The following is a 23,282-nucleotide window of genomic DNA, read 5'->3' on the forward strand; positions in this document are numbered from 1 at the left end:
TTATCTCGCACATCAAACCATAACCATCTCATTATCAAATAATTTCCTTCATTAGCAGAAAAACTAATCCATTTTTTCACCCTTTATCCTATGTGGGCTCCAGTTTTTATTACTTTTGCAAAACAATGTCATTCTTTTTTGCTGTTAAATACCGTTAATACAATAAACCATCTCGGATTTTAGAAGTCCAAATGATGGTTTTGGTAGAAACCATGACTCACTTCGTGTCGAATTAATTCCATTTTAGTGTCATACTTATTGGGTATAAAAATTAATAATAAGAATAACAGGAGAAAATCCGATGAAAAATTTTATGAGAAATTATTCAGAGAAACTGCAACAACTACTTTGCCTGCTGGCATGTGTGCTGATGATTGCGGCTGTCAGTATCCGAAGAGACGGCAAGGTGACCGGATGCTATGTGAATCAGCAACAGACGGTAGCGCCAAAGACAGAGCCAATGGCTGTGCTTGAAGATGGTTCTGTACGATTGAATACTACAGAACTAGGAAAAGACATTGTAGGCTACGGAGGCACTGTACCATTGGAGATTACCTTGCAGAATGGCAGGGTAAAGAGTATCAGAGCACTTGCCAATTCTGAGACTCCCGATTTCTTTACTGAGGCTTCTGCCCTTCTTACTAAATGGAATGGGCAGACTATAGAAGATGCACAAAAGATGAAGGTGGACGCCGTGTCTGGTGCGACGTTCTCTTCAAAGGCAATCATCGGAAACGTGCAGCGAGGTCTTCAGTATGCAGCCAAGAATCCTGTAAAGACATCAGTATGGTCAGAGTTTGATTTCTCTGCCAAGGCTATAGCCGGACTAATTGTTGTGCTCATGGCAGCCATCGTACCGCTTTTCATTAAGAACAGACGATATAGGATAGCTCAGCAAATCCTGAATGTCATAGTGCTTGGATTCTGGTGCGGTTCTTTTCTGAACTATACATCAATCATCAGCTATATGTCAAATGGCATGAACGTAGTGGCATTGATAGTGCCGGTCATCATGCTAATCACGGCATTCGTATATCCTCTCTTCGGCAAGAAATCATACTATTGTACGCATGTGTGTCCCTTCGGTTCTTTGCAGGAACTTGCAGGAAAATGCGTTGGATATAAAGTCAGAATGAAACCAACGACAGCCAGACGACTGGATATGTTCCGCCAGATTCTCTGGGCCATACTCATGCTATGCTTGTGGACAGGTATATGGTTCGACTGGATTGATTATGAGCCCTTTTCAGCCTTTGTATTCCAATCGGCATCATGGGTGGTCATTGCCATTGCCATAACCTTCGTGGCACTCTCAACGGTAATCATGCGACCATACTGTCGCTTTGTCTGTCCTACAGGTTCGCTCTTGAAATACAGTCAATATTCTATTTTAAAGAAAAAGAAATAGAAATAAACCGGTCATTAGAACGCATGATAAACGATGCATTCTGACGGCCGGTTTTTGCTTGGTATGAACTTTCAAAAATCAAAAATATGCAGAATCCAATAAGTATCATGCAGAGGATATCAAGAAGACACCTCTCTTCATCTTTGTCTGCGCTGATACCACCCGTATGGCAGAGGGACAGGGCAAGGAACTCTGGGTACAGGATTTGTCGGCAGTTTCCGAGAATATTCTCCTGGCAGCTCATGCCATGGGATTGGGAGCCTGCTGGACAACCATCTATCCTATCCAGAAGAAAGTGAATGGCATTTCCAGAACATTGAATTTGCCTGGCAATCTGATTCCGCTGAATGGCATCATCATCGGTTATCCTGACGAGCCGGAGCAGCCAAAGGATAAGTGGGACACCAAGAAGATTACCTACGGAAAACCGAACTAGGGAATACCTAAAAATGATGATTTTTGAAAGCGGCTTTGTCTGTTACAGAATTATTTTGTAATTTTGCGCAATATTATCAAGGATATAACAAATATAATTATGAAGAAAAGAACATTGTTTTTAGCAGCAATATTAAGTATGGGAATGGTTAGCAGCATGATTGCAACAACCAGAAGCTCACACTCTGAGGTAATGACCAAGGAAGCTGATGGTACTTACATCATCAATACCACCACGCTGTGTAAAGACGTAAAAGGATTTCGTGGCAATACGCCCCTTTCTATCTATATCAAGAAAGGAAAAATAGTAGAGATTAAGCCGCTTGCCAACAAGGAGACTCCCAACTTCTTCAATAAGGTAAAACAGGGTTTGCTCAACAAATGGAATGGCATGAAGGTCAGCAAGGCTGCTACTGTCCAGGTAGATGGCGTTACGGGTGCCACCTTCTCCAGCAAAGCCGTAAAGGAAAATGTAAAGCGTGGCATTGCTTATTACCAGAAGCATAAGTAGGGAAAGGATTAGGTGACAATACTGCGTTAAATTAACATTTAATCGTCTGTAAATCAATAACTTATATTAAGAAATGCTTATGAAAACTTAACTATTAAAAGTTGGTCAAGTCGCTGATTTTCAGTAACTTTGTAAATCACAACAAATACAATATTACATGAATACAGGACTTGACCAATATATGGATATCTTTAAAGATGCAGTTGAAGATTCTGCTGCAAAGTTAACAAAAAGTTTCGAGAAAAAGGTTCCTGCACATGAGATTTGGGCAGGTATTCCAGCCAAGAAGGTGAAGGCTTGCGCACCCGGACAAGCCGAGGAGTTTGCCAAGCATTATTCCGGATACATCAAAGGCTGGTATCTTAAGGAAGATAAATAATCACTTTATGATTATCATAAAATGAGAATAAAACGCCATTTTTTATCTTTTATAGAAGATAAAAGCAAAATATTTAGGATTTTCATCCTTTATAAAAGATAAAAATCGTATATTTGCAGAAAATTTCATTTATAAGTGATAAAAATATGGCAACTATTATTCGTCAATCATATATCGACAAGATAGAAAAGTATCTTGGAAAGGAGACCATCATCGTATTAGTAGGTCAACGTCGTGTAGGTAAAAGCTGCATGATGAAAATGATTCGTGACCGCAAGAAGGCAGATGACAGCAACAATATCATCTTTATAGATAAGGAGAAAAGAGAGTTTGACAACATTCAGACCTATCAGGATCTCAACGACTATATCGGAGAGCACTTTTTATCTGATAAACATAACTATATCCTTATCGATGAGATACAAGACATCAGGGAATTTGAACGCTCCATCCGAAGTTATCGTACAGAACCCAACACCGACATTATTATCACAGGTAGCAATGCTCGCATGCTGAGCAATGAACTGAGCACTCTCATCGGTGGCAGATATAAGGAAATCTATATCCAATCGCTGAGCTATAACGAGTTTTTGGAATTTCATCAACTATCAGATAATGACGAAGCACTTGCTCTGTACATTCTGTATGGTGGCCTGCCTGGTCTGGCAAAGATAGGACTGGAAGAGGATGATGCACGTGAATACCAGATGGATATTTACCATACCGTCTTACTTAAGGATGTCATTATGCGCAACCAGATAAGAAACGTGCCATTCTTAGAGAATTTAGTACGTTTCCTCGCAGACAACACCGGTAAGTTGATTTCCGCCAACAGTATCGCCAAATATATGAAATCACAAGGCGAATCTATAACGTCCACAGCTATCATCAATTACATATCCTTCCTTTGCGAAGCCTATATCCTGCACAAGGTGAACCGCTATGACATCCGCGGCAAACGTATCTTTGAAACCAACGATAAGTTTTATTTTGAAGACAACGGCATTAGAAATGCCATTGCCGGGGGAACACGTGAAGGAGACATCGAGAAAGTGATAGAGAATATCATATATCAGAACCTCATACGCTTGGGCTATCAAGTTTATGTAGGACAACTGCAAGCTGGAGAAATCGACTTTGTATGTACCAAACCAGGCGGCGAACGCATCTACGTGCAAGCTTCCTACATCATAGCCGACGATGCAACCAGAGAGCGTGAGTTTGGTAATCTCCGTGCTATCAAGGACAACTATCCGAAGTACGTTATCTCCATGACCCCTCTGCTCACCAAAAATGATGATGACGGCATCACGCACCTGCATCTACGCAAATTCCTGACAGAAGGAATATAAATAACAGGAATTTCTCAGATTGGGCACACAGTGTGTTCCCGATCTGAGGATTCTTTTATTCCTCCCCATTCAGGCATTCGCCCGTCTCATAACTCTTCGTCATATCCTTTAAGATATCAATCATCTCCTGCCTCAAGCTCTCGGGCTTCAGTACAATGATATTTCTGCCATGCCATAACAGTTCCTGAAGGAAATCACGGCTGGGGCGAACGGTGAGGGTATATTCCCGATACATTCCGTCTTTCGACTCCTTTACTTTCTGCTGACTCTCGTGCAGCGGAACCTCCTCGATATAATTGTATTCCGGATAGAAGGCACGGATGCGGATTTTCTCCACGGGCACATTTTCCATCCGATAGATGCCAAAGCAATCTTCATAATAATTCTCTGGAGTCAGGAACTTCTTCATCTTTGCCGACAACGGATGCTTCTCGCAAATAAGCTTCAGAAAACTGATGCGGTCGAAAGGAAGAACCCGAACAAGCTTCTTCTCATCCTGTTCAGCACTTGAATTGGCTTTCCCTTCGGACGCCGAACGTTGTTTCTTCACTCCCACAACGTACCACCGTTGTTTGAAGTATCTCACGAAAGCCGGTTGTAGCACGATATCGCTCTCTGCCCCGAACCCCGAAACGTATTTAAACTTCAGCAGATATTGCTTATCTATCGCTGCAAGAATATCATCCAGATATTCCGTGTTGTATGGCGGTGTATCGAGCATCACCTTATTGTGAAACTTCAGCATATCACCTAACGAAGCCAACCGCAGGGAACTCAGCATCCATTCCGTCACATCATCATTAGCGATCGGATCACGCTTCAGATAATACCGATAGCCGTCGCTCTTGTCGCATTCCACAGTAATACCAAACTGCGACTGGATATTTTCACGATAACGATGAAAGGTACGTTTGTCCAGCTCATCCTCATCCTGATTAGCGTTGGCATCACGCCACTCATTAGCAATCTCCTCAAAGGTAAGATGCTTACGATCCAAGAGGCCTATCAGCCAACTATAGAATTTTACACGATTGTCCATAATCTCTAAAAATCTAATGAATATTTACGAGAAATGCCTAAAAAGAAAAGGAGAAAAGATAGCCAACAAAATGGTAATGCTAAATGCTGGCGTTTCTGACTTTTGTCATATACCAATGCGCGATACACTTGTGCCCGATGCTTGAAATGAACTGTGAACAAACTCGTCTCTTTGCATGAAACACATGAATTTTTAATAATGCTAACACAGACCTATTGCCTGATGTCAGTTTCTTGCTGCCTCTATCTTTTCTCCGAAAATTTTGATCTACTCAATGAAAATTTCAATCCTCGCTCCATTATCGGGGCAAGTCTTGCAAATCTACCAAATCTACAGTCCAGTTCAAACTCTGAATTTTCAGGTCGAGTTCCCGATACTGCTTGGCATAGGTATCAGCCTCCTTACGAAGAGCCTTTATATCTATGGTTCTAACATATTTCAGTTCGTTTCTGCCAAAGCGAGTATCGTTGGCAGCTACGTAGTTCACCACCTCTTTCAATGCCTTGACACGCATCGACAAGACGTCTCTCTTGGCTATCAATCGAGTCAAGGAGTCTCCGTCCTGAACTATCTGAACGTTGGTGATGTTAATACGATAAACCAGATCTTCCAACTGAACGAGTACGTCATCCAGTTCCTTGTACAGTTCCTCCACGTTATCGCAAGGTTCATCGCCCTCCTGTACCTTGGCGCTCTCCTTGATACGTTCTTTCAGTTGAGCCACTTTCTTCTGCAAATCGGCTCTGATGCTCAATGCTTCTGCTAACTTCATAATTTTCTATTTTTATATATGACGTTCTAATTTTATTTTTATTGCATCACAAATTATTTTTCACCTTTCCAAACAAGGCACACCCTCAGGCCAATGAGGGTCATTCTCGTTTACATCAGGATAATGAATATCTCGCTGCTCTGACACGCTGCGCTCATAATTCAATTTCACATTAATAGTGAAATCATCCATACGAAGAATGTCTGGCAGGCACCAAGGCTCATGAGTATGCAAGGCATGCATCGCATAACAGATACACAAATGGTCGTACGCCTTGTTGTGCAGATAGCCTTCCGCCCACGACGTGCCATCGTCGAGCGTATCAGTCAACTCTCTCAACGTATCCTCTTCGTTGCCGAAAAAGTTGGCAGACGCACCATTCACGATGGTATCCATCTTGCAATGTCCTGTACTGAGCAACTCATCTATCAGATGAATCATATAGTCGAAGTCGGAACCGTAATAGTCATCATTCTCCAGATGCAAGACCGAGTCTTTGTCAGCATACTCGAATCGAAGCGTACTGTCCAAGTCGTAGCAGAAACGGTCGTCCACCTTGTATGGCGAACGGTAGAGCGTAAGCCAAAGGTTACGGCACTGCTCAAAACACTCCAAGGTGAGCTTGTAGAGTTTGTCGTTCAACTTGCTCAATCGTTCCACCTCGGCAGCAGTAGGATGAAGCATCATCTCGTCGAGCGTCACCTCACGAAGCCCGAGCAAATCGTCCAGCAAATCCCGCTCCGTATCACTGAAGTTACGGAAGAACCAACCTGGATTATTATCCTCACAATTCACCACCTTCTTGATACGACGTTCCACATCTTGTATGATGGCACGCTTATCCTCTATCGTAGACTTTTCTCTTATAAAGTCTACAAATTTGAAGTTAGGCTCCGAACTATAGCTACGGTTGTTCTCAACTTCATCAATCAGTTTTTTCCATTCCTTTTCCATTTACTTCCTCTTTAAAGATTACGTTTCCTTTTTTCCATTGATACACCTCTCGCTCATACTGCAGCCAGACATGTACATAGAAGTCATCCATGCGGAGAATGTCTGGCAACGAATAATATTCATGACTATGTAACGAGTGCAAGAGATGGCAGATACAAAATCTGTCGAAAGCCTGATTGTCGAGATAATCCAAATTCCAGTTGGTCCCATCATCAGCCACCAAAGGTTCACCCACATAATACCGCCCACTATCCCTAAAATTGCAATGAAAATGGAGCATATACTCGAAGTCTGAGCCATAATAGTCATCATTATCCATCTTGAGGACGGAATCCTCATCATTATAACAGAAACCTACGTGTTCTTCTACATCATAGCGGTCGTCGTCAGCTTTCAGATGAGGAGAATGCAGTAAAGACTGCCATAGGTTGCGCCCTTGCGCAAAAGCATCCTTCGACAACTCACGGAGTTTGTCATTCTGATGTCCCAGTCGTGCGATTTCAGCATCTGTAGGATGAAGCATCATCACATTGAGAATCTTTACCCGAGTACTCCAAAGGGAATCAAGCACCTCCCGCTCCTGTTCACTGAACTTACGGAAGCGGAAACTCTTGTCCGCATCATAACGGGCAATCATCTTGATGCGACGCTCTACTTCTTGTACAACTCTGCGTTTGTCCTCATCCGACGCTTCGCCCACATACTCCATCAAAGCGAAGAAAGCCTCCGTTTCAAACGGATCTTTCTCAATTGTATCGATAAGTTGAATCCAATTTTCCTTCATCTTCACCTACGATTTCACCATTACTAACTTCTATTATCTTATCGTCGCCAAAACTTCCGCCCCGTACCTTGTAAGGAGAGTTTCGCTTCAACGTCTTCTCCAAATACTCCAGGTCCTTGGGACGGAGATGAGTGAGAGCGAAATCCACCTCATTCAGTTGCGACTGATTGCTCAAAGCGAGATGCTGAAGATTGTGACACATGAAGATGTCCAAGCGACGCAACTTGTCGTTCTTACTCAAATCCAAAGACACCAAATCTTCGGATCCATCAATATGCAACTCCTCCAAGAGTGGATTAGCAGAGAAATCCAACTTCTCGTTTCTTATCTCGTGGAAGTCGATGAACTCCAGCAAAGGATTCTTGCTCACGTCGAGTTTCTCCTCGCCATACCCAGAATAACCCAAGATACGCAAGTTAGGACATTCCGTGAGAATCACATCTAAGGTTTTCACCTCGAACATGCCACATCCATTAAATCCGATAATGGCATCCTCCTCTTCCGAACAGATGGTAATGGTGTAGTACATGCCCTTCTCAGGATAGGAATGACCTGCCTACACCCAAGCCAACTTTTCGGAAGCAGGTTTCTGTTTACCTGTCACGACCTGTACCCTTCCATCGCCCCAAGCGATTCTTGCCTTGCTGCCTTTCTTCAACATCAAGTGCAAGCCTACGGTTTCCCCCATTGTCCAGTCCAAAGTCTGGATATTGATTGTAATCTGTGCCATAATTCCTTGTTTTATGTTTACAGCTGCAAAGGTACAGGTCAGGTGTGTCAAATCGTGACGCAAGCGAGAAAATTATCTCAAAAATCTTTGTATCACCTTGTACCAATAGTCCCAGGAATAGCCTACGGAAGGATGATTCACCACAAGAGCCTTAACATGCTTGCCACCAGGCATCATGTAGAAGCCATTAGGCACCCAAGTGCCTTCCACTTCCATGTCATTGCAATCCACCCAGTGAACATCAGAAATTTGCTCTTGGCGCCAGTGACCGCCAGGTAAATTGTTCCAAAGCCTCTTACCCCATACAATGATGTACTGAGGCTGATACTTTTCGATGACCTCAAAGAAAGCCTTCCCAGCCTGGTGATATTGCTCGGCAGTGCCAGCCTCGCGAGGGCCACCCATCGCCACTTGCAGATAGTTGAAGAAGATGACCGAATTCCAGATCTTCAGCCTCATTGCTTGATTGGTCTCCTCTCCCACTAACGAACGCTCAAACTTCAAGAAAGTCCGCATCCAGTTTTGCCGTTCCTTGTTCTCATTGAGATAATCATCAAGCACCTGCTGCGTAAAGTTCATACACTCCCGATGTAGCTGGCAGTCGCCACAATCCGTACAACTCTCATCACAATAATGACTCTCGCCCAATATCATGATTCGCTTGCCGAATATCCCCCCGTTGGCATAATCCTTGCCAACGAAAGGCTGAAAGAAAATGTTGCTATTCATATTTTAAAATAATGAAACAATCCAATTTCCCAAGCGAATGGCCCACGAAATCACCACAAAAATCAACCAGCAAAGCACGACGATGAACACAGCCGTCCAGAAGGCCTTCTTATTCACCTTATTGATAATCTCCTTATCATCCTCGATATACCCGGTAACCAATCTCAGGTTCTCTACATACGAACGTTTGAATACATCCAGCACATCACCTATATAGAAAGGTATGGCACCAATCAGCACATCCATCAAGATATTATAGATGACAGCCAAAGTCAGCGGAATAGACTTAACCACACAAAGACTGTAATAGATAAATGGGAATGCAAACACGCTCGTCAAAGCATCACCGATACCGGCAGGAAGGATGAAACCAAGGATAGGATCCAAGAACCACTTGTCCATATACTTCGCCGTACCTACCATCAGACGATAAGATGGCATGTTCATCATCTTCTCACGCTTTGCAGCTTTTTTATCAGCCCTCGCCTGTTCTTTGGCAAGAGCCGCCTCTCGCTTTTGATCTTCTTTTGCGAAATCCATGCCCAAATCAGCCTGGGCCTGCTGTCTTCTTGAACTTTCCATACGCCTTATAATTCTATTTGTTTCTTACCATTTATAAATTCCATGAACTCCTGTTCCGAAAGAGAGAAACCGCTCAAGTCGCTCATCAACTCCATAGCTTGCTTACGTTCCTCCTCACTACCAGCCAGATTGATACGCTTGAACACCTCACGAAGATAAGCACTCTTGTTGTCTATCTTAGCCATTTCACGCTTAAACTCATCAGCATGTTTCTTCAACTCCTTATCGTATGCAGCCGAAGCCAAGCTACCGTTGAGCTGCTGCGCTTTGAGCTTAGCGAAACTATCAAACAGAGCAATACCTTTCTGTAAGGATTGTTCCATAGCACCAGTTAACTGCGCCAAGTCTTCCTCGCTATACTCAGCAAGTTTGTTCTGTTGTGCGGTCTTGCCCTCTATCTTCTTATGGTCTTTCGTGTATGCTTCCACTCCATCGAGCAAATTCTTAGCCATATCCTTGTCGGCATGAAGATTATCTGCCAACATTCCTGTAAACAGAGAAAGGTTCTGCTCCACATCAGCAGGAAGTTTGGCTGCCTCCCTATAATCAGGAATATCGACCGTATGCACCAACTTCTCATCAATCTTGCTCTCCATGATTTCACGTCCGAGTTTCAGCATGGCAACCATATCACGAAGATGTTTCAGCATCTTCAGCTTCAAGTCGTCAGAGCAAACTATCTTGCTTCTGATTTCCTGAGAAACTTTATCCAGTTCACTGGAAAGTTTGGCATACTCATTTTTGATGCGGGTTTGTTCCTCACGATGCGATTCCAATTCCTCCTTATCCAACTTCAAATCTACCTGATAGCTCTCGTATTCTCTCACAAGAGGGAAGCATACCGCATTCCATTCAGCAAAGTCGCGATAGTAGTTCTTGTTGGCCATACCAAAGGTGATCCAGTTGACGAGGAAGAAAGGCTTGGAAGGCTTCTTCGCCTTCGCTTCCATATAGCTTCCCTGCTTAGACTCCAAGGTGGCGGTGATGTCATTAATCAGCGAGGTATAGACATCGATGTTCTGAAGATGGTCGTTCATTTCCATGTCCAGCGCCTTCATCTGCTGAAGCAGACATTTTCGTTGCTCCTCCAATGGACGAATAGTCTCATCCGCATACAAAGCATCAAGCGTCGCCTTCAAGTCAGAAGCCAACAGTTTTTCTCCATAACGCAAGAACACATTCGCCTTCGGGATTACCACATCATTGAGCGTTTTGCAGATTACCAACAATCGTCCCATATCAGCCTTGATGCGAGTGGCATCATGCTTCACGCTCATCTGGAAAACTGATAAATCAGACTTCAAACGATTAGCGCGTTCACTTGCTCCCATATAGTGTTCGAGCATGGTCAGTCCTGCCATCGCCAATCCCAATGACTTGTTGCCGTTCGACAAAGACTTATAAGCCTGCAAAGAACCCTGCAAGGAAGTACGGAAACTAACAGAAATTTCACCAATCAGAGCTGTACATTTTTCCGTGAGCTTATTATATTCCAGCTCCACATACTTAAGCATCTCGTCCACATCCAGCCACTCTATTCGCTTGAAGTCGAACAAGTCTGGTGAAACCATCTTGATGGAGTCGCCATAGATATCAATCAGTTTCAGGGCATAATCACGATAAACCGTCCCGATATCACTACGCAAGGAGGTAAAATCTTCGATGTTTCCACGAACGCTATCCTCAGCATAGTGATAAGCCTCCACCATCTTGGTATATTTATCAAACATGGTAGACGCCTTGCTTCTTACATCTTTCACGCCATTCGTACCCATGACAATATCAGCCATCTTCGACGTTCCCTTAGCAAGAACCAGGTTAAGGTTCAATTCCACTTGCTCTTTCAACTGCTCCAAAGCAGATGAAGACAACGCCAGTTCCGTCTCGGCAATCTTCAAAGCCTCCTCCTTGTTGCCCTGTTCCAGGCTGTCATTCAACTTGTATTCAGCCACAAGGGTTGTACGTGAATTATTGGAAACAAAAGCAATGGCGATATTGCCATTATCATGGAAATATCTGTAGGCATCAAATACCAGCTTACTCACCTCCGAGGAATCGGAAGCTATACCATACTTTTTCAGTTCAAAAGCCAAATCTGCACGAAGATACGTCTTGTTCTCCTTGCAGAGTTCATCAGCAATCGTCTTGATTGCCTGATATACTTTTTGATTATCAGCCATACTATTCATCGTATTTATATTAATTTATTCTTTATCACTACCTACAAATGCCGATGCCTTCATAAAAGAGAAGGTTGCATCAACGAGCCAACCGATGCACGAACCGACTGTAGCTATCCACCAGGCAACAAGATAACCTGTAGTACAATTGGTAGCCTTGAAAAGGACATCGCCGTCAAAGAGATGCCTCACCAGATTAGGCAGGAAGAACAATCCATGCGCCAAACCAGCTTGCCATCCATACAATTCCGTACCATTGATGTTGACAAACAATACTGCTGCCACTATAGCAACGATTGGTCGCCAGGGTAGGAACATGAAAACCATTACAAGAAACCCTATAATTTTATTCATTTTCATTACACTTTATTTATGCTATGATTTCATCTATACAGACAATTATCTTTTAGATACATCTTGTTGTTTCTAATCTCAGTTGGAGTAAGTTTCTCTTTACGATAATCCTTCAAGGAATCCTTCTGCACCTGAAATCTACTCGTTTCCACAAAGATCAGGCTCTTGTGAATCCTCGTCTTGGCACGCTCCTCCATCCATTCTCTGCCTTTAGCGAGAGAAGACATATACCAATATCTCGTCTCAGCCCAAGCATTCCTTGTAGGTTGCGCAGTACCATGAATGAAGTCACGATAAACGGGAAGCGAGAGACCAGTTAGCCAACAAACCAGGACCGAATCCCCCTTAGCCATTAGCGTCATGTCCGACAGCATCTGTTGCATGGTCATTTTCTCCGACTTCCGCCAAAGCATCCTCTTATCCATATATTCATTCTTCTCAGCCTCCTTCTCCTTTTGCCAATAGCCATGAGGGTTCAAGAAGAACCAATAGCCAAATAATACTACCAGCACGGCACTCAATACCGCAACCAACCTACATACTCTTTTCTTGATGTTCTTTTCCATTGTTACATTACCTTATATAGTTATACATTTGATTTCGGCTGCGAAATAACTATATAGATATGTCAAATGGTGACAGAACATCAAGAAAAAAGTATAAAACACATGGATTACTGCTATTCATTCTATTTTTCCAATATCTTTCGTCCTTTTTCTGTTAGCATATACTTCTGCTTTGGGTGCTTTGGATTATCAGGATATTTCATGGAAACCAATCCTTCTTCCAATGCTGGTGTTAAGTATTTATACAAGAAATTCACCCTATCCTTCAACATTAAAAAAGACATGATTTCTCTAACAGAATACTCTCCATCCTTCAATATTCCGACAAGTTCCAATACTTGTTGGGTACTTGTTGGGTACTTGTTGGGTACTTGTTGGATTGCTATTTACCAACTGTAGATTAACACCATCACAGTTATACACACTCTTTTCCTGATGTTCTTTTCATTCCATTGTTACATTACCTTATATAGTTATACATTTGATTTCGGCTGCGAAATAACTATACAGGTGTGTCAAATGGTGATAGAACATCAAGAAAAAAGTATATGAGGCTTACTTTTTATTGGTAAACAAGCTTATCAACCAGCCAGTAAAGCCTCCGACTTCAGGAGCAGGATCTTCATAAATCTTGCCTCTTCGTCTCAACTCCTCTAAGATTTTATTTTCATTCTTTACCATAATGCTTCATTTTTTAAGTTGTTATATCACCAGTTGTTGCATCCTTGAAGTTATTCTCCTTGAATGCTTTTTTCATATTATCAATCTGTTTCTTGCAAGATTTAGAGATGCTTATCGTCTGACGAGCAATATCTTCCAAGACATTTTTGCTCAGTTCTCTCACTCCCGACAAGAAACACTCCTCCACCGCTTCATTAACAACCGATTCAATATCGGCACCATTAAATCCATCCGTTATTTGACAGATACTATTCAAGGATGCATCGTCCAAAGACTTTTTCTTTTTCTCCAGATGAATCTTGAATATATCCTTGCGCTCCTCCTTATCAGGAAGGTTTACACAAAATATTTCATCAAACCGTCCCTTACGTTTTAACTCTGGTGGCAAATTGTCGGCATTGTTGGCAGTAGCGATAACATAAACACTAGTCTGCTTTTCTTGCATCCACGACAAAAAATAACCAAACATTCGTGTCATAATATCATTATTTCCTCCAACTCCAGAAAACGCCTTCTCTATCTCGTCTATCCATAGCACACAAGGAGCTGCAGCTTCTGCAATCTTAATAGCCTTACGTAAGTTGCCTTCGCTCTCACCCACATACTTTCCCATCATACTTCCCATGTCGAGTTTCAACAAAGGAGAATTAAACAGTGCAGCAGATGCCTTCGCACAAAGCGACTTACCACAGCCTGGCATACCAACAATAAATACGCCTTTAGGTATTGACACGCCAAATTCCATAGCCTTAGGCAGGTCAGAAATCACTTTCGACTTATTCTTCAGATATTCCTTAAGAGCTTTCATACCTCCGATGCCATCCATTTTTTCAGGTGTATCTATCAGCTCCAGCAGTCCAGACTTTTTAACCATCGCCTTCTTCTGTTGAAGTATCATTTCAGTATCCTCTGCACTCAACGAGCCATTGCTGCTCATCGCCACATCAAGCATTCGGTCTATCTCAAAGCTCGTCATACCCTTCAAAGATGGCATTAGTTTCTTTCTGTCCTCATCTTTGAAATTGTCATAGCAGTTCACCTCTACATGCTCGTCTATAAGCTGATTGATTTCTTTTTCTTCAGGGATTGGAATATCCAAGTAGGACACATACTTCTCCAATTCTTGCGGTACTTTAAGAACAGAGGAAACTATAATGACTGTTGTATTATAATCCCTATCATACAACTTACGTTGAGCTATCAACTGAAGCAATGACTTGATTGCCGGCTCTTCAATAAAATCTTGAATATCCTTCAACACCAAGAACTTTTCCTTTAGGTTGACATCAACAGTATATTTATCACGCAAGAATTGCTCCAGTGTATCATTCTCTCCCAAGCCTTGACTTTCTTTCGTTTTAAAGTTGGTTGTGCCTGTTGCAGGATTCCATTCAAATACCTTACTATTGCCCACTATCTCAACTATAATTTCGTCTATACGTACAAAATCATAGTCGTTGATATAGATGATAGGTGTATTGACATCTATCATCTTCTGAAAATCAGAAATAACTTTCTTGTTCATATCGCAAGGTTTTAATATTTAAACAAATGGTCAACGATAAACCTTAATTGATTAGGAAACATGGTTGCAGCAAAAGCGAAACCGTCAATTCGATTGTCGGCAGGACGGTGTAGCATATATTGCGCCAACGGATAATGGTAATCTTCTGCTAACTCTACAAACAAGCCTGGTATTTCCTTATCATAAGAATACTGAGCCAAGTCCAACACAAACTTACGTTCCTTGTAAAAGACATTCGATTTGTCTAAAACCTCATATTTTACCTCAGCTTCAGTTCTTACTGCTTCCCTGTTAAACATTTTGTAAGTTTTCCTCAAAGATGCAAATTCCTGAAGCAATTGCTTAACCTCTCGTACTATCTCCTCATCATAGTTCGTCTTTCTTGTTGAAAAGCCAAGCATTTCATCTTTCCATCTAACAATCAAATTTTCTATTTTTTCTTTTGCTTCAGGAGCCAACATAGCCAACTTTCGAGCCACGTCAAATTTATTAGATTTCACAAAGTCTATAGCCTCTTGATTGTAAAGCTCTGCTGCCTTTTCTATCAGTTTTTTGCCACGCACAAGATTTTTGTCGAAGTTACTTCCATCACTTTTAGTAAATCCCTCAAATGCAAGTTTTCCTTGTTCAAACAAGAAATCAGGATCTACTACATTTTCGAATGTACAGAAAACATCCCACCATTCACCATCAGAGACCTCCTCTGGATACTGCTTAAATATAAATTTGGCACCTTCATATGTGCTCAGCAAGTACTTACGCAAAGAATCATAATTCTTGGACTTTCTCTTTTCGCAATCATGCCAAAACGAGAACAAGGTATATAGTTCCGTTACGTGACGCCCAGCAAGGTCATCCTTCAGAAAGATAACCAAAACTTTGAAATATGTCAGAAAATCAAGTTGACTCTCAGACAAAGCATCAATATCATGAGCCAATTCCACTTCACCCAACTGCCTCAACCATCTTGATAAACGATGATCCGTTATCAAAGGCCACAAGTCTTGCACACAGAGATTCTGGCGCAAAGAGTCAAGTGAGGAGTGTTCCTCCCCACCAGACTTTATTCTTATTCGTATAGGCTTCGCCTTTGCTATTATTCTCATAACCAACAATGCTTTTTAATTCACCAGCCAAGAAACAAACTTCTTAACCCCATTTTTCAATGTTTTAACCGTTGAGCGAATAAAAGACTTCGCACCTTCCGCCACAACAGACAATCCCTTTCTTACCGCCATCTTAGCAATAGGCACGATATATTTCTCTGCCGCTTTGATAACAGGAACAAAAACTGTTGCAGGAGGATAAACTTTGGCTATTACTTTACAAAGTTTATCCAAAACAACAGGAACTCCCCTCTCTATCACTTTGTCAGCAACTGTCACCACACGAGCTACTGTAGCATCTATCAACTTATCCGCCACCTCAACGACATCAAGCTCCTCTTTCGAAACTTTGTATGCAAACTTAACACGATTTAATCCCTCATCAATGGCACTTGCAATAGCTATTGGACTTTTGTCTGCAAGAGAGAAAGGCAAAGTCCCCTGCTCTTGTGCCATTATAACGGCAGCAGCAAAAGCCTTCTTCAACTTTGCTTCAGAAGCATCACCAATTGGGGAATCCAAGAATTGCTGAACAAACTTAAACTCTCGAAGACTCTCTATCTCATCCTTTTCCAACAGCTTACCAGCCAACAAGGATTGAAGGGCAGAATATTTTCTGCTTTCACTCTCCAAATGAGCACCAAACTCATTGCGCCCTGCATCTTCATTATACTCAGTGTACTTCATAAGTTTAGTCCTCCTCGTTAGTTAAAGTTTCATTGTTCACATTCTCACCAGCATCAGAAATGGCAGAGACGATTTCAGCCTTCTCCTGCTCGTCACGTCCCTTCAATATTCGGTCCATCTCCTCAAGCATCCATTGCTTACGAGACTTTCCATCCTCCTTAGCCGTTTGCAATGCAGCCATTTTCTCTGCAAAGCCATCAATATACTCGTTAGTCTCGGAGAGCAAAGCCTTGCCTTCCTCCGAAACTCCCATTTTCTCACACTCATCCTTAACCAAGGCATTTACGTCTTGATCTGGATTCTCATCTAATCGTTCTAACATAGAAGTTAGAATATCTTCAAAATTCTTTGCCATATTTTATCTTTACAATATTAAATCTTAAAATAAACAACTGGTTGAAATAATCTTTAATGATTTCCTACAACAGTTTCTTTAGTCCGCACATTCATAAGAAAATGTTCGACAGTAGCATTCCACTCAAAACCTCGTTTCGTCAAAGCATTAGCTTTTATCAACCTCCTTCTTCTGATTCCATGAGCCTTCCGAGAAGAACCAATAACTATCCGCCACAATTTCCAACACTACGTTCGTCCCCTAGCTACTCGTTTCTTGATGTTCTTTTCCATTGTCACATTACCTTATATAGTTATACATCGATTTCGGGTGCAAAATAACTATATAGATGTGTCAAATGGTGACAGAACATCAAGAAAAAGGTATATGAGGCTTACTTTTTCTTGGTAAACAAGCTTATCAACCAGCCAGTAAAGCCTCCGACTTCAGGAGCAGGATCTTCATAAATCTTGCCTCTTCGTCTCAACTCCTCTAAGATTTTATTTTCATTCTTTGCCATAATAATTATACTTGAACATAATTACTCATCTACTTCTATAGCTTCAATGAAGTCTGCATATTCCGCATCCAACTCACTGATCTTCTTAATCGTAATATCATTCTTATTAGAAGCTTCTATCAACTCAGTCTTAGAGTGATTTATCTCTTCAAGTTTATTGGTATAATTACCAAATACCTGTAATAAATACTTTTCAAATTGCTCTGCAACCTTATTTATTTCTTCCTGATAAGTAGAAACAAACTGATTCTTTGCGCTTTTTATCTGCTCCAAACGCTTATTTTCTTTAGAATCTTCTCTAAACTGCATCCAAATCTCAATACCAGCAGAAACTACCGGTATTCCAAACTTTGCAACTTTAGCGATATTACTTGCCCATCTCACAGCTTGCCAAGGTCCGAAGGACTTTCCAAAGAAATGTCCGACATCTAACACCATTTTATGAAGCGCAGACCCTGAAGCTTGGCTAATACCACCTGCTAATTTAGTTACATTAGGAGCCATATTTCCAATCTGTACTCCACCACGCTTTAAAAAGTCTAAAGCTTTTTTCTGCATAGACAGATTCTTCTGTTCCTCTATGCTGATATTGGGCGAAGCCAATTTCATATCGATTTCTCCTGAGTATTTTACTAACGAATCCTTACCACAGAAATCATTGACGTCATTCATCAATCGCTCATAATTTGAGTTGATTGTGTCTTCTATCTTAGCAGAAGTATTAGATATAATGCTCTGCAATTCAGAATTCAATGCCTCTTGCCTATATTTCCAGTCATTTTCGTCAATGCCTCCAATATCATTAGATAAAGAAATAACTTTACTCATAGCCATAGAAGCAAACGAAGACAAATCGTTTCTTGTATCTCGCTTTAGGTCAGACAGACTATGACGTAATTTCTGCTCAAACTGATTAAAAATGTCAGATAAAGTCTTGTCTACGGCAGTAACAGCGATATCCTTAAGATAACTTTGAAAGACTCTAACAGGAGTATCAAATTGCTTTTTTATCATTCCCTTGCGAGCGACAAAGACGTTGAGCATATCTATAAAATGTTCAAAATTACTTAATTGAACAAACTCATTGTCGTTTTCATCAATACCATCCATATAGTCTGCCGCATCAATAAAGGCAAGAGGAAAGTTTTTCAGTTCATAGCCTCTTTCTGAGAATATTTTTTCCAACGAGATAGTATAGTTGTCTACAAGTTGGTCAAACTCTCCCGACTCCATTCCCATCTTATTGACAACAATAAACATCTTGTCAGCAAAATGCTGATTGTAAGCCAAATCAATGAAATTATTGAATAACACATCATCGAAAAGTTGGGAGGTTAAGACATAAAATATCAAATCACATTCTTTTAAAGCAGCCTTAGTACTCTCATCATGCGATTCTACCTTACCTGCAAGAATGCCCGGAGTGTCCATAAGAACAATGTTGTTCCATTTATATTCCGATACATGATCTGTAGCGACATTTGCATCTATCTTGATGTCCTTTCTACCTGTCAATGCAGAAATAATGGTAGATTTTCCAGAACTATACTGTCCTACAAATGCTAAGCGTAATTCTTTACGGTCTTGCAAGCCTGCAAGCTCTGAGTCCATTTTACAAGTCAACTCCGTATTGTTGGTTTCTTTCAACAATGCTCGAGTTTTAGCTTCCAATCTACTAAGTCTTTCTTGGTAGACTGCATAATTAAATTGTTGTGCCATATTATTTTATTTTTATTGTCATCTGGGTTGCTTTTTCTATCTTTTGAATATTCTTATCTGTAAGCCCCGTGTTATAAAGGAACTTGATAGATTGCTTTTGCCAATCTCTTTCAACAGGATATTCATCACATAACACTTGGTTACCCATTTCATTTATACTTATTTCTTTAACAGGATTCTTGCCCACAAAATCAAGAATTCGAAGACTTACCAAAGAATTGATCGCATTCTCTTTTTCTTGAACTTGCTTAACAAGTCTATCCATATCCGTTATTATATCGTCGGCATTTTTAGTATAAGCTTTCAACACCGAATCAATAGATTTATATGTATCATTTATTGACTTTCTGGTATTCTCAAGAACTTGTTTTAAATTCTTATCAATACCAGAATCAATACTATCATATAGTTGCTTACGCAATTTGTCTGTAGCCTTTCTGATCTTTTCTGACTTTGAAGTAAATAGACTCGAAAGGAAAGAACCAATAATTCCAACAACAGCTAACACAGCAACGCTCCAACCTAACGGATTCCATACAAATAGAGTTGCTGATATTACACTAACAAACACATTTGCTGCTAACCGTGTATTGGTTACAGACTCACCAGAAACATTAGAACCGATATTATTTGTAGCTAGAGATATACGCATGTCCATAATCATCTCTTCTAATTCTGATTTTATCTTTTCATTTAAATCATTAAATCTCTCCTGTATTTGTTGTTCAAGCCTTTTGTTTATAGACTTCACAACCATATCCTTGCTCCATGCTTTTCCTGCATCTTCGTCATCATAATGCTCTCTTGCAAAAGCAGAAGCACGATTATGAAGATCATTTCTTGTTACTTGAAAAATGGTCTTTAAGTATTGTTCAACTTGAGTTAACTCATTCTTGAAAAAGGTATAATTTTTCGATTGTTTCTTCTTCAACACCTCATTACCTTCCTTTAGACTTTTCAAGTCAGCATAAATCTTATGCCATATTGTATTTATCTGGTAAGAAGTACCATCAATAACGCTCAAACTTTTCTTCAAACTACCTGATAACTGCACTTCTTTTTTTACTGAATTTGTAAACTCAGATATATTAGAAGCCTCAAATAGTATCTTAGAAGTCTTTGAATCTTGCTCTCCAGAAAGGGCTATTTGCGCAGCTAACAGATGAATAGGAATAATACGAACGGCATCCATGTTATACTTACCATCAAGTTTATCATGAATGCGTTCTATATGTCCCTTAATAGATTGAGGACCGTCACCAAGTCTCCAATCATTTGGATTTGCTATAAATCTTTTTAAACGAATGGCTTGATTAAGATTACTTTTGACATTTAAGATTATGTATAACGGCTTATTTCTTTCCTTTATAGTTGAAAAGAAATCGAACTCTGTTTCTTGAATTGAGTCACTCGTCACAACATAGCAAACCACGTCAGCTTCATCTATAATAGATTTGGCAATCTCAGTATCGGCTTCACCACCAGGCGCACCAATGCCAGGAGTATCAACAATACGGAGTTTATTCCAATACCAACTTCTATTATATCGGGTAGTACGTAATTTGCCTACTCCTATATCATCATTTTCCTGTTGAGTGATGACTTTATGAAGAGTACTCTTTCCTGCCTTTGTCCTACCCATAAAAGCAATAGTAAAGTATCGAATATTCCTTCTTTTCTTATCCAATACCTCTCTATTACTAGTCAAACTGTTATCTATTATTTCATTAAAACTGCCTCTAATTCCTTGAATAATTTGTTCTATCTTCAAAACTTCCTTAGAGACTTTCTTCGAAGAAGGTTTGATTGTTGCTAAATGATTGTACTCTTCATTCAACATGCTATTCAAGTCATCTATTATTCTAGTAACACGAGCAAGATCCTTCTCAGCATCTTCTGTGATTTGCGCTATGGATGCAGAATAACCAAGACCACCCAACATCATATCTACAACACTTTTCTTATCAGAATTTGCAAAACTCTGATAGATAGTATTCTCCATTTTTCCGACAAAACGTTTTAAAGAAGAGAGTTGAGAAGAGTCAATTCTTTTATTTGACTCAGACTGTGTTTCTTCTATTATCTGTCCAATATCAAGTTTTAAAAGTTTACCAACCTTAATAAGCAATTCCAATTCTGAACTTGCCATATAATCGTCACCATAAGCTATTCGAGCAAGAAGGGTGACTATTTCCGTTTTCTGAGTAGCAGAACAATTAGCCATAACCAACTTGTCAAGTAAATCTTTAAGCTTCATGCGCTCTTCATCATCAGAGAATATTTGCATTCTCTGATGATAAAGTTCATCTTCCTTAGATAATGGCAGATAGTTATCAAGGACATCGACCTCCATCTGATTGATTTCCTTATCAACTATTACCATATAGCATCCTAACAAATATGCTATCTTTTTATATTCTATTTTATCCATCGCTTTGATTATTGATATCTGCAAGACTTTAATAGATAACGGCTTTCATTAACACCCATTATTATTTGTTCCAAGTGACTTTATCTTTTCTTTATATTTTTTTATTTCTTCAACTGCAGTTTTGTTGTCTTTACAGTATTTACAGAAATAATCCTTATCACTATAAAAATTCTTGAAATCATCTTTTACACACTTCGCGTAATTATCGCCCTTATCCAACCCATACCCATCCATAAGATTTCCTTCTATGATTTTCTTTATATCTTTACTTGTGTTTGAGTCAAATTCTTCTCCATTCCATCTTTTCAATGGATATTTAGCTCCAAACCAAACGTACTGATAATGTTTTAAGAAATCATATATGAATTGTACATTTGCCCCATTTATTTGGATACAAAATTCTATCTGACGAGAACTATTTAAACGATATTCCGTTATTTGTGTTTTTTCCTTAAAATATTCAAGATAACGTTCACACAAATAATTTTCATAAGATTCAATAACCTCATTTAAGGTTTTCATTTTTTGCTTTAGCTCATCAGTTTTTTCGACAAGAGCAACCGGGTTAACAATGGAGTCCATTGTTGCAGAAAAATCCAATACTTCTTTCTCGAAATTTTCAATGTCCTTGTCATTCATTATTTCCATTCCTTTAAATAATTCCTCTATATAATTACAATACTGAACTAGTGCAGATTTTAAGAGTTCATTATCTGTATCTGTTTCTTTACACTTACGTAACCAATTAAAGATATGTGTTTGATAAGATATTTTTTTATACTTTCCGTTCTCCTCTAGCTCCTGCCTTATTTCTGCTGGCAAACTATTTTCTGAAGGATCTTTATCATTATCAGACCTTACCAGATAAAGAACATAAATATCTTTGCTGTTCAACGAGTCTATATAACGTACTAATTGCCTATCTTGATCACAAGCATGATTGACTTTATTCTCGACAATGATGTATTTCACCCCATCATAAATAAGTACATCAATATGCTCGGATTCTACTTTTATCTCAACCTTATTTATATCAAGTTCAATATCCAACCCCACAGATTCAAGAAACATCTTTAAAAACTGATGTTTTTCTTTACCATGGGCACATAACAATTTATATAGAATTCTGCTGTGTGCTGTCTCATGAATGTTTGTTGAAAGGCGTAAATCATTTATCAAAGATATATTATTCACCATCTCTGAATTCCAATAAAACGCATTAAAATTCTGCAATATACTTTTAATTTCCTTCCAATTAACGCCCATAGTCAGATACTATACTTATAATAGATTTTATATTCTAAATCATTAGCGTCCCGATATTAATGGGACACTAATGATTAAAAGAAAGTAATTTTACTTTTTGTCTCCAAAAGTAGGTTTACCACCTGTCAACTTTACAATGACATCTAACCCCCATTTTACAAAATTAGAAATTGTGTCTGCCTCACCTTGAGAAAGTTTGCTAATTTGCGGTTTAATTTTTCCCATAATTGAATTTATT

26 protein-coding genes and 1 pseudogene are annotated in these 23,282 nt (G+C 39.9%); 5 read left to right on the forward strand and 22 right to left on the reverse strand.

Annotation, left to right across the window (positions count from 1 at the left end; translation table 11 throughout):
- The first annotated feature begins 313 nt into the window (after positions 1 to 313).
- From ACTQ16_RS02995 to ACTQ16_RS03015, 5 genes and pseudogenes are all read left to right on the forward strand, one after another.
- Positions 314 to 1,408, forward strand: a complete 1,095-nt coding sequence (locus ACTQ16_RS02995; RefSeq protein ID WP_441936005.1) for an FMN-binding protein — start codon at positions 314 to 316, stop codon at positions 1,406 to 1,408.
- Between the two features lie 103 nt (positions 1,409 to 1,511).
- Positions 1,512 to 1,844 (forward strand): annotated as a pseudogene (locus ACTQ16_RS03000) (nitroreductase family protein); the annotation flags it as partial.
- Between the two features lie 99 nt (positions 1,845 to 1,943).
- Positions 1,944 to 2,354: an FMN-binding protein gene (locus tag ACTQ16_RS03005; RefSeq protein ID WP_441932695.1), complete on the forward strand. Its 411-nt coding sequence runs from the start codon at positions 1,944 to 1,946 to the stop codon at positions 2,352 to 2,354.
- A 157-nt stretch (positions 2,355 to 2,511) separates the two neighbouring features.
- On the forward strand, positions 2,512 to 2,733 hold the full coding sequence (locus ACTQ16_RS03010) for a hypothetical protein (protein ID WP_441932696.1): 222 nt from the start codon (positions 2,512 to 2,514) through the stop codon (positions 2,731 to 2,733).
- A 146-nt stretch (positions 2,734 to 2,879) separates the two neighbouring features.
- Complete coding sequence (locus ACTQ16_RS03015; RefSeq protein ID WP_441936007.1) at positions 2,880 to 4,085, forward strand: ATP-binding protein; 1,206 nt, start codon at positions 2,880 to 2,882, stop codon at positions 4,083 to 4,085.
- Between the two features lie 55 nt (positions 4,086 to 4,140).
- On the opposite strand, the gene ACTQ16_RS03020 is transcribed toward ACTQ16_RS03015, so the two are convergent.
- The 22 genes from ACTQ16_RS03020 to ACTQ16_RS03125 form a co-directional block, all read right to left on the reverse strand.
- Entirely contained in the window at positions 4,141 to 5,124 is a 984-nt protein-coding gene (locus ACTQ16_RS03020; protein WP_441936008.1) for a helix-turn-helix transcriptional regulator, read from the reverse strand.
- Between the two features lie 298 nt (positions 5,125 to 5,422).
- Positions 5,423 to 5,896 (reverse strand): DIP1984 family protein, encoded by a 474-nt coding sequence (locus tag ACTQ16_RS03025; RefSeq protein ID WP_203055486.1) that lies wholly within the window; start codon positions 5,894 to 5,896, stop codon positions 5,423 to 5,425.
- A 60-nt stretch (positions 5,897 to 5,956) separates the two neighbouring features.
- Positions 5,957 to 6,850, reverse strand: a complete 894-nt coding sequence (locus ACTQ16_RS03030) for a hypothetical protein (protein WP_441936010.1) — start codon at positions 6,848 to 6,850, stop codon at positions 5,957 to 5,959.
- On the reverse strand, positions 6,822 to 7,634 hold the full coding sequence (locus ACTQ16_RS03035) for a hypothetical protein (protein WP_295025578.1): 813 nt from the start codon (positions 7,632 to 7,634) through the stop codon (positions 6,822 to 6,824). Before ACTQ16_RS03035 ends, ACTQ16_RS03030 begins: the two co-directional genes overlap by 29 nt.
- Positions 7,597 to 8,163, reverse strand: coding sequence for a hypothetical protein (locus ACTQ16_RS03040; RefSeq protein WP_441936012.1), 567 nt, complete (start codon positions 8,161 to 8,163; stop codon positions 7,597 to 7,599). The genes ACTQ16_RS03035 and ACTQ16_RS03040 overlap by 38 nt, the downstream gene beginning before the upstream one ends.
- Before the next feature lie 27 nt (positions 8,164 to 8,190).
- Entirely contained in the window at positions 8,191 to 8,364 is a 174-nt protein-coding gene (locus tag ACTQ16_RS03045; protein WP_441936014.1) for a hypothetical protein, read from the reverse strand.
- 72 nt (positions 8,365 to 8,436) lie between these two features.
- Complete coding sequence (locus ACTQ16_RS03050; protein WP_296971564.1) at positions 8,437 to 9,093, reverse strand: hypothetical protein; 657 nt, start codon at positions 9,091 to 9,093, stop codon at positions 8,437 to 8,439.
- Positions 9,094 to 9,096: 3 nt separating this feature from the next.
- Positions 9,097 to 9,675, reverse strand: coding sequence for a DUF4112 domain-containing protein (locus tag ACTQ16_RS03055; RefSeq protein WP_441936016.1), 579 nt, complete (start codon positions 9,673 to 9,675; stop codon positions 9,097 to 9,099).
- 5 nt (positions 9,676 to 9,680) lie between these two features.
- Complete coding sequence (locus tag ACTQ16_RS03060; protein WP_441936017.1) at positions 9,681 to 11,855, reverse strand: hypothetical protein; 2,175 nt, start codon at positions 11,853 to 11,855, stop codon at positions 9,681 to 9,683.
- A 24-nt stretch (positions 11,856 to 11,879) separates the two neighbouring features.
- Complete coding sequence (locus ACTQ16_RS03065; protein WP_441936019.1) at positions 11,880 to 12,209, reverse strand: hypothetical protein; 330 nt, start codon at positions 12,207 to 12,209, stop codon at positions 11,880 to 11,882.
- A 29-nt stretch (positions 12,210 to 12,238) separates the two neighbouring features.
- Positions 12,239 to 12,775: a hypothetical protein gene (locus ACTQ16_RS03070; RefSeq protein WP_441936021.1), complete on the reverse strand. Its 537-nt coding sequence runs from the start codon at positions 12,773 to 12,775 to the stop codon at positions 12,239 to 12,241.
- Positions 12,776 to 12,897: 122 nt separating this feature from the next.
- Positions 12,898 to 13,110 (reverse strand): Fic family protein, encoded by a 213-nt coding sequence (locus tag ACTQ16_RS03075; protein ID WP_217745116.1) that lies wholly within the window; start codon positions 13,108 to 13,110, stop codon positions 12,898 to 12,900.
- Between the two features lie 220 nt (positions 13,111 to 13,330).
- Positions 13,331 to 13,456 carry a hypothetical protein gene (locus ACTQ16_RS03080; protein WP_441936022.1) on the reverse strand — a complete coding sequence of 42 codons (126 nt, stop codon included), beginning with the start codon at positions 13,454 to 13,456 and terminating at the stop codon, positions 13,331 to 13,333.
- Positions 13,457 to 13,469: 13 nt separating this feature from the next.
- A complete protein-coding gene (locus tag ACTQ16_RS03085; RefSeq protein ID WP_441936023.1) occupies positions 13,470 to 14,981 on the reverse strand; it encodes an AAA family ATPase in 1,512 nt (503 codons plus the stop codon).
- A gap of 11 nt (positions 14,982 to 14,992) precedes the next feature.
- Complete coding sequence (locus ACTQ16_RS03090; RefSeq protein ID WP_441936025.1) at positions 14,993 to 16,087, reverse strand: hypothetical protein; 1,095 nt, start codon at positions 16,085 to 16,087, stop codon at positions 14,993 to 14,995.
- 15 nt (positions 16,088 to 16,102) lie between these two features.
- The gene (locus ACTQ16_RS03095; protein WP_118201525.1) at positions 16,103 to 16,774 is read right to left on the reverse strand and encodes a hypothetical protein; all 672 of its coding nucleotides are present in this window, start codon (positions 16,772 to 16,774) and stop codon (positions 16,103 to 16,105) included.
- 4 nt (positions 16,775 to 16,778) lie between these two features.
- Positions 16,779 to 17,129 (reverse strand): hypothetical protein, encoded by a 351-nt coding sequence (locus tag ACTQ16_RS03100; RefSeq protein ID WP_441936026.1) that lies wholly within the window; start codon positions 17,127 to 17,129, stop codon positions 16,779 to 16,781.
- A gap of 373 nt (positions 17,130 to 17,502) precedes the next feature.
- On the reverse strand, positions 17,503 to 17,628 hold the full coding sequence (locus tag ACTQ16_RS03105) for a hypothetical protein (RefSeq protein WP_256620698.1): 126 nt from the start codon (positions 17,626 to 17,628) through the stop codon (positions 17,503 to 17,505).
- Between the two features lie 21 nt (positions 17,629 to 17,649).
- Positions 17,650 to 19,347: a GTPase gene (locus ACTQ16_RS03110; protein WP_441936027.1), complete on the reverse strand. Its 1,698-nt coding sequence runs from the start codon at positions 19,345 to 19,347 to the stop codon at positions 17,650 to 17,652.
- 1 nt (position 19,348) lies between these two features.
- Positions 19,349 to 21,778 carry a GTPase gene (locus ACTQ16_RS03115; protein ID WP_441936029.1) on the reverse strand — a complete coding sequence of 810 codons (2,430 nt, stop codon included), beginning with the start codon at positions 21,776 to 21,778 and terminating at the stop codon, positions 19,349 to 19,351.
- Between the two features lie 48 nt (positions 21,779 to 21,826).
- Complete coding sequence (locus tag ACTQ16_RS03120; RefSeq protein ID WP_441936031.1) at positions 21,827 to 23,044, reverse strand: hypothetical protein; 1,218 nt, start codon at positions 23,042 to 23,044, stop codon at positions 21,827 to 21,829.
- Positions 23,045 to 23,134: 90 nt separating this feature from the next.
- Positions 23,135 to 23,269: a hypothetical protein gene (locus ACTQ16_RS03125; RefSeq protein ID WP_441936032.1), complete on the reverse strand. Its 135-nt coding sequence runs from the start codon at positions 23,267 to 23,269 to the stop codon at positions 23,135 to 23,137.
- Positions 23,270 to 23,282 lie beyond the last annotated feature (13 nt).

Source organism: Prevotella sp. LCP21S3_D2, from assembly GCF_052118345.1.
Classification (GTDB): Bacteria; Bacteroidota; Bacteroidia; order Bacteroidales; family Bacteroidaceae; genus Prevotella.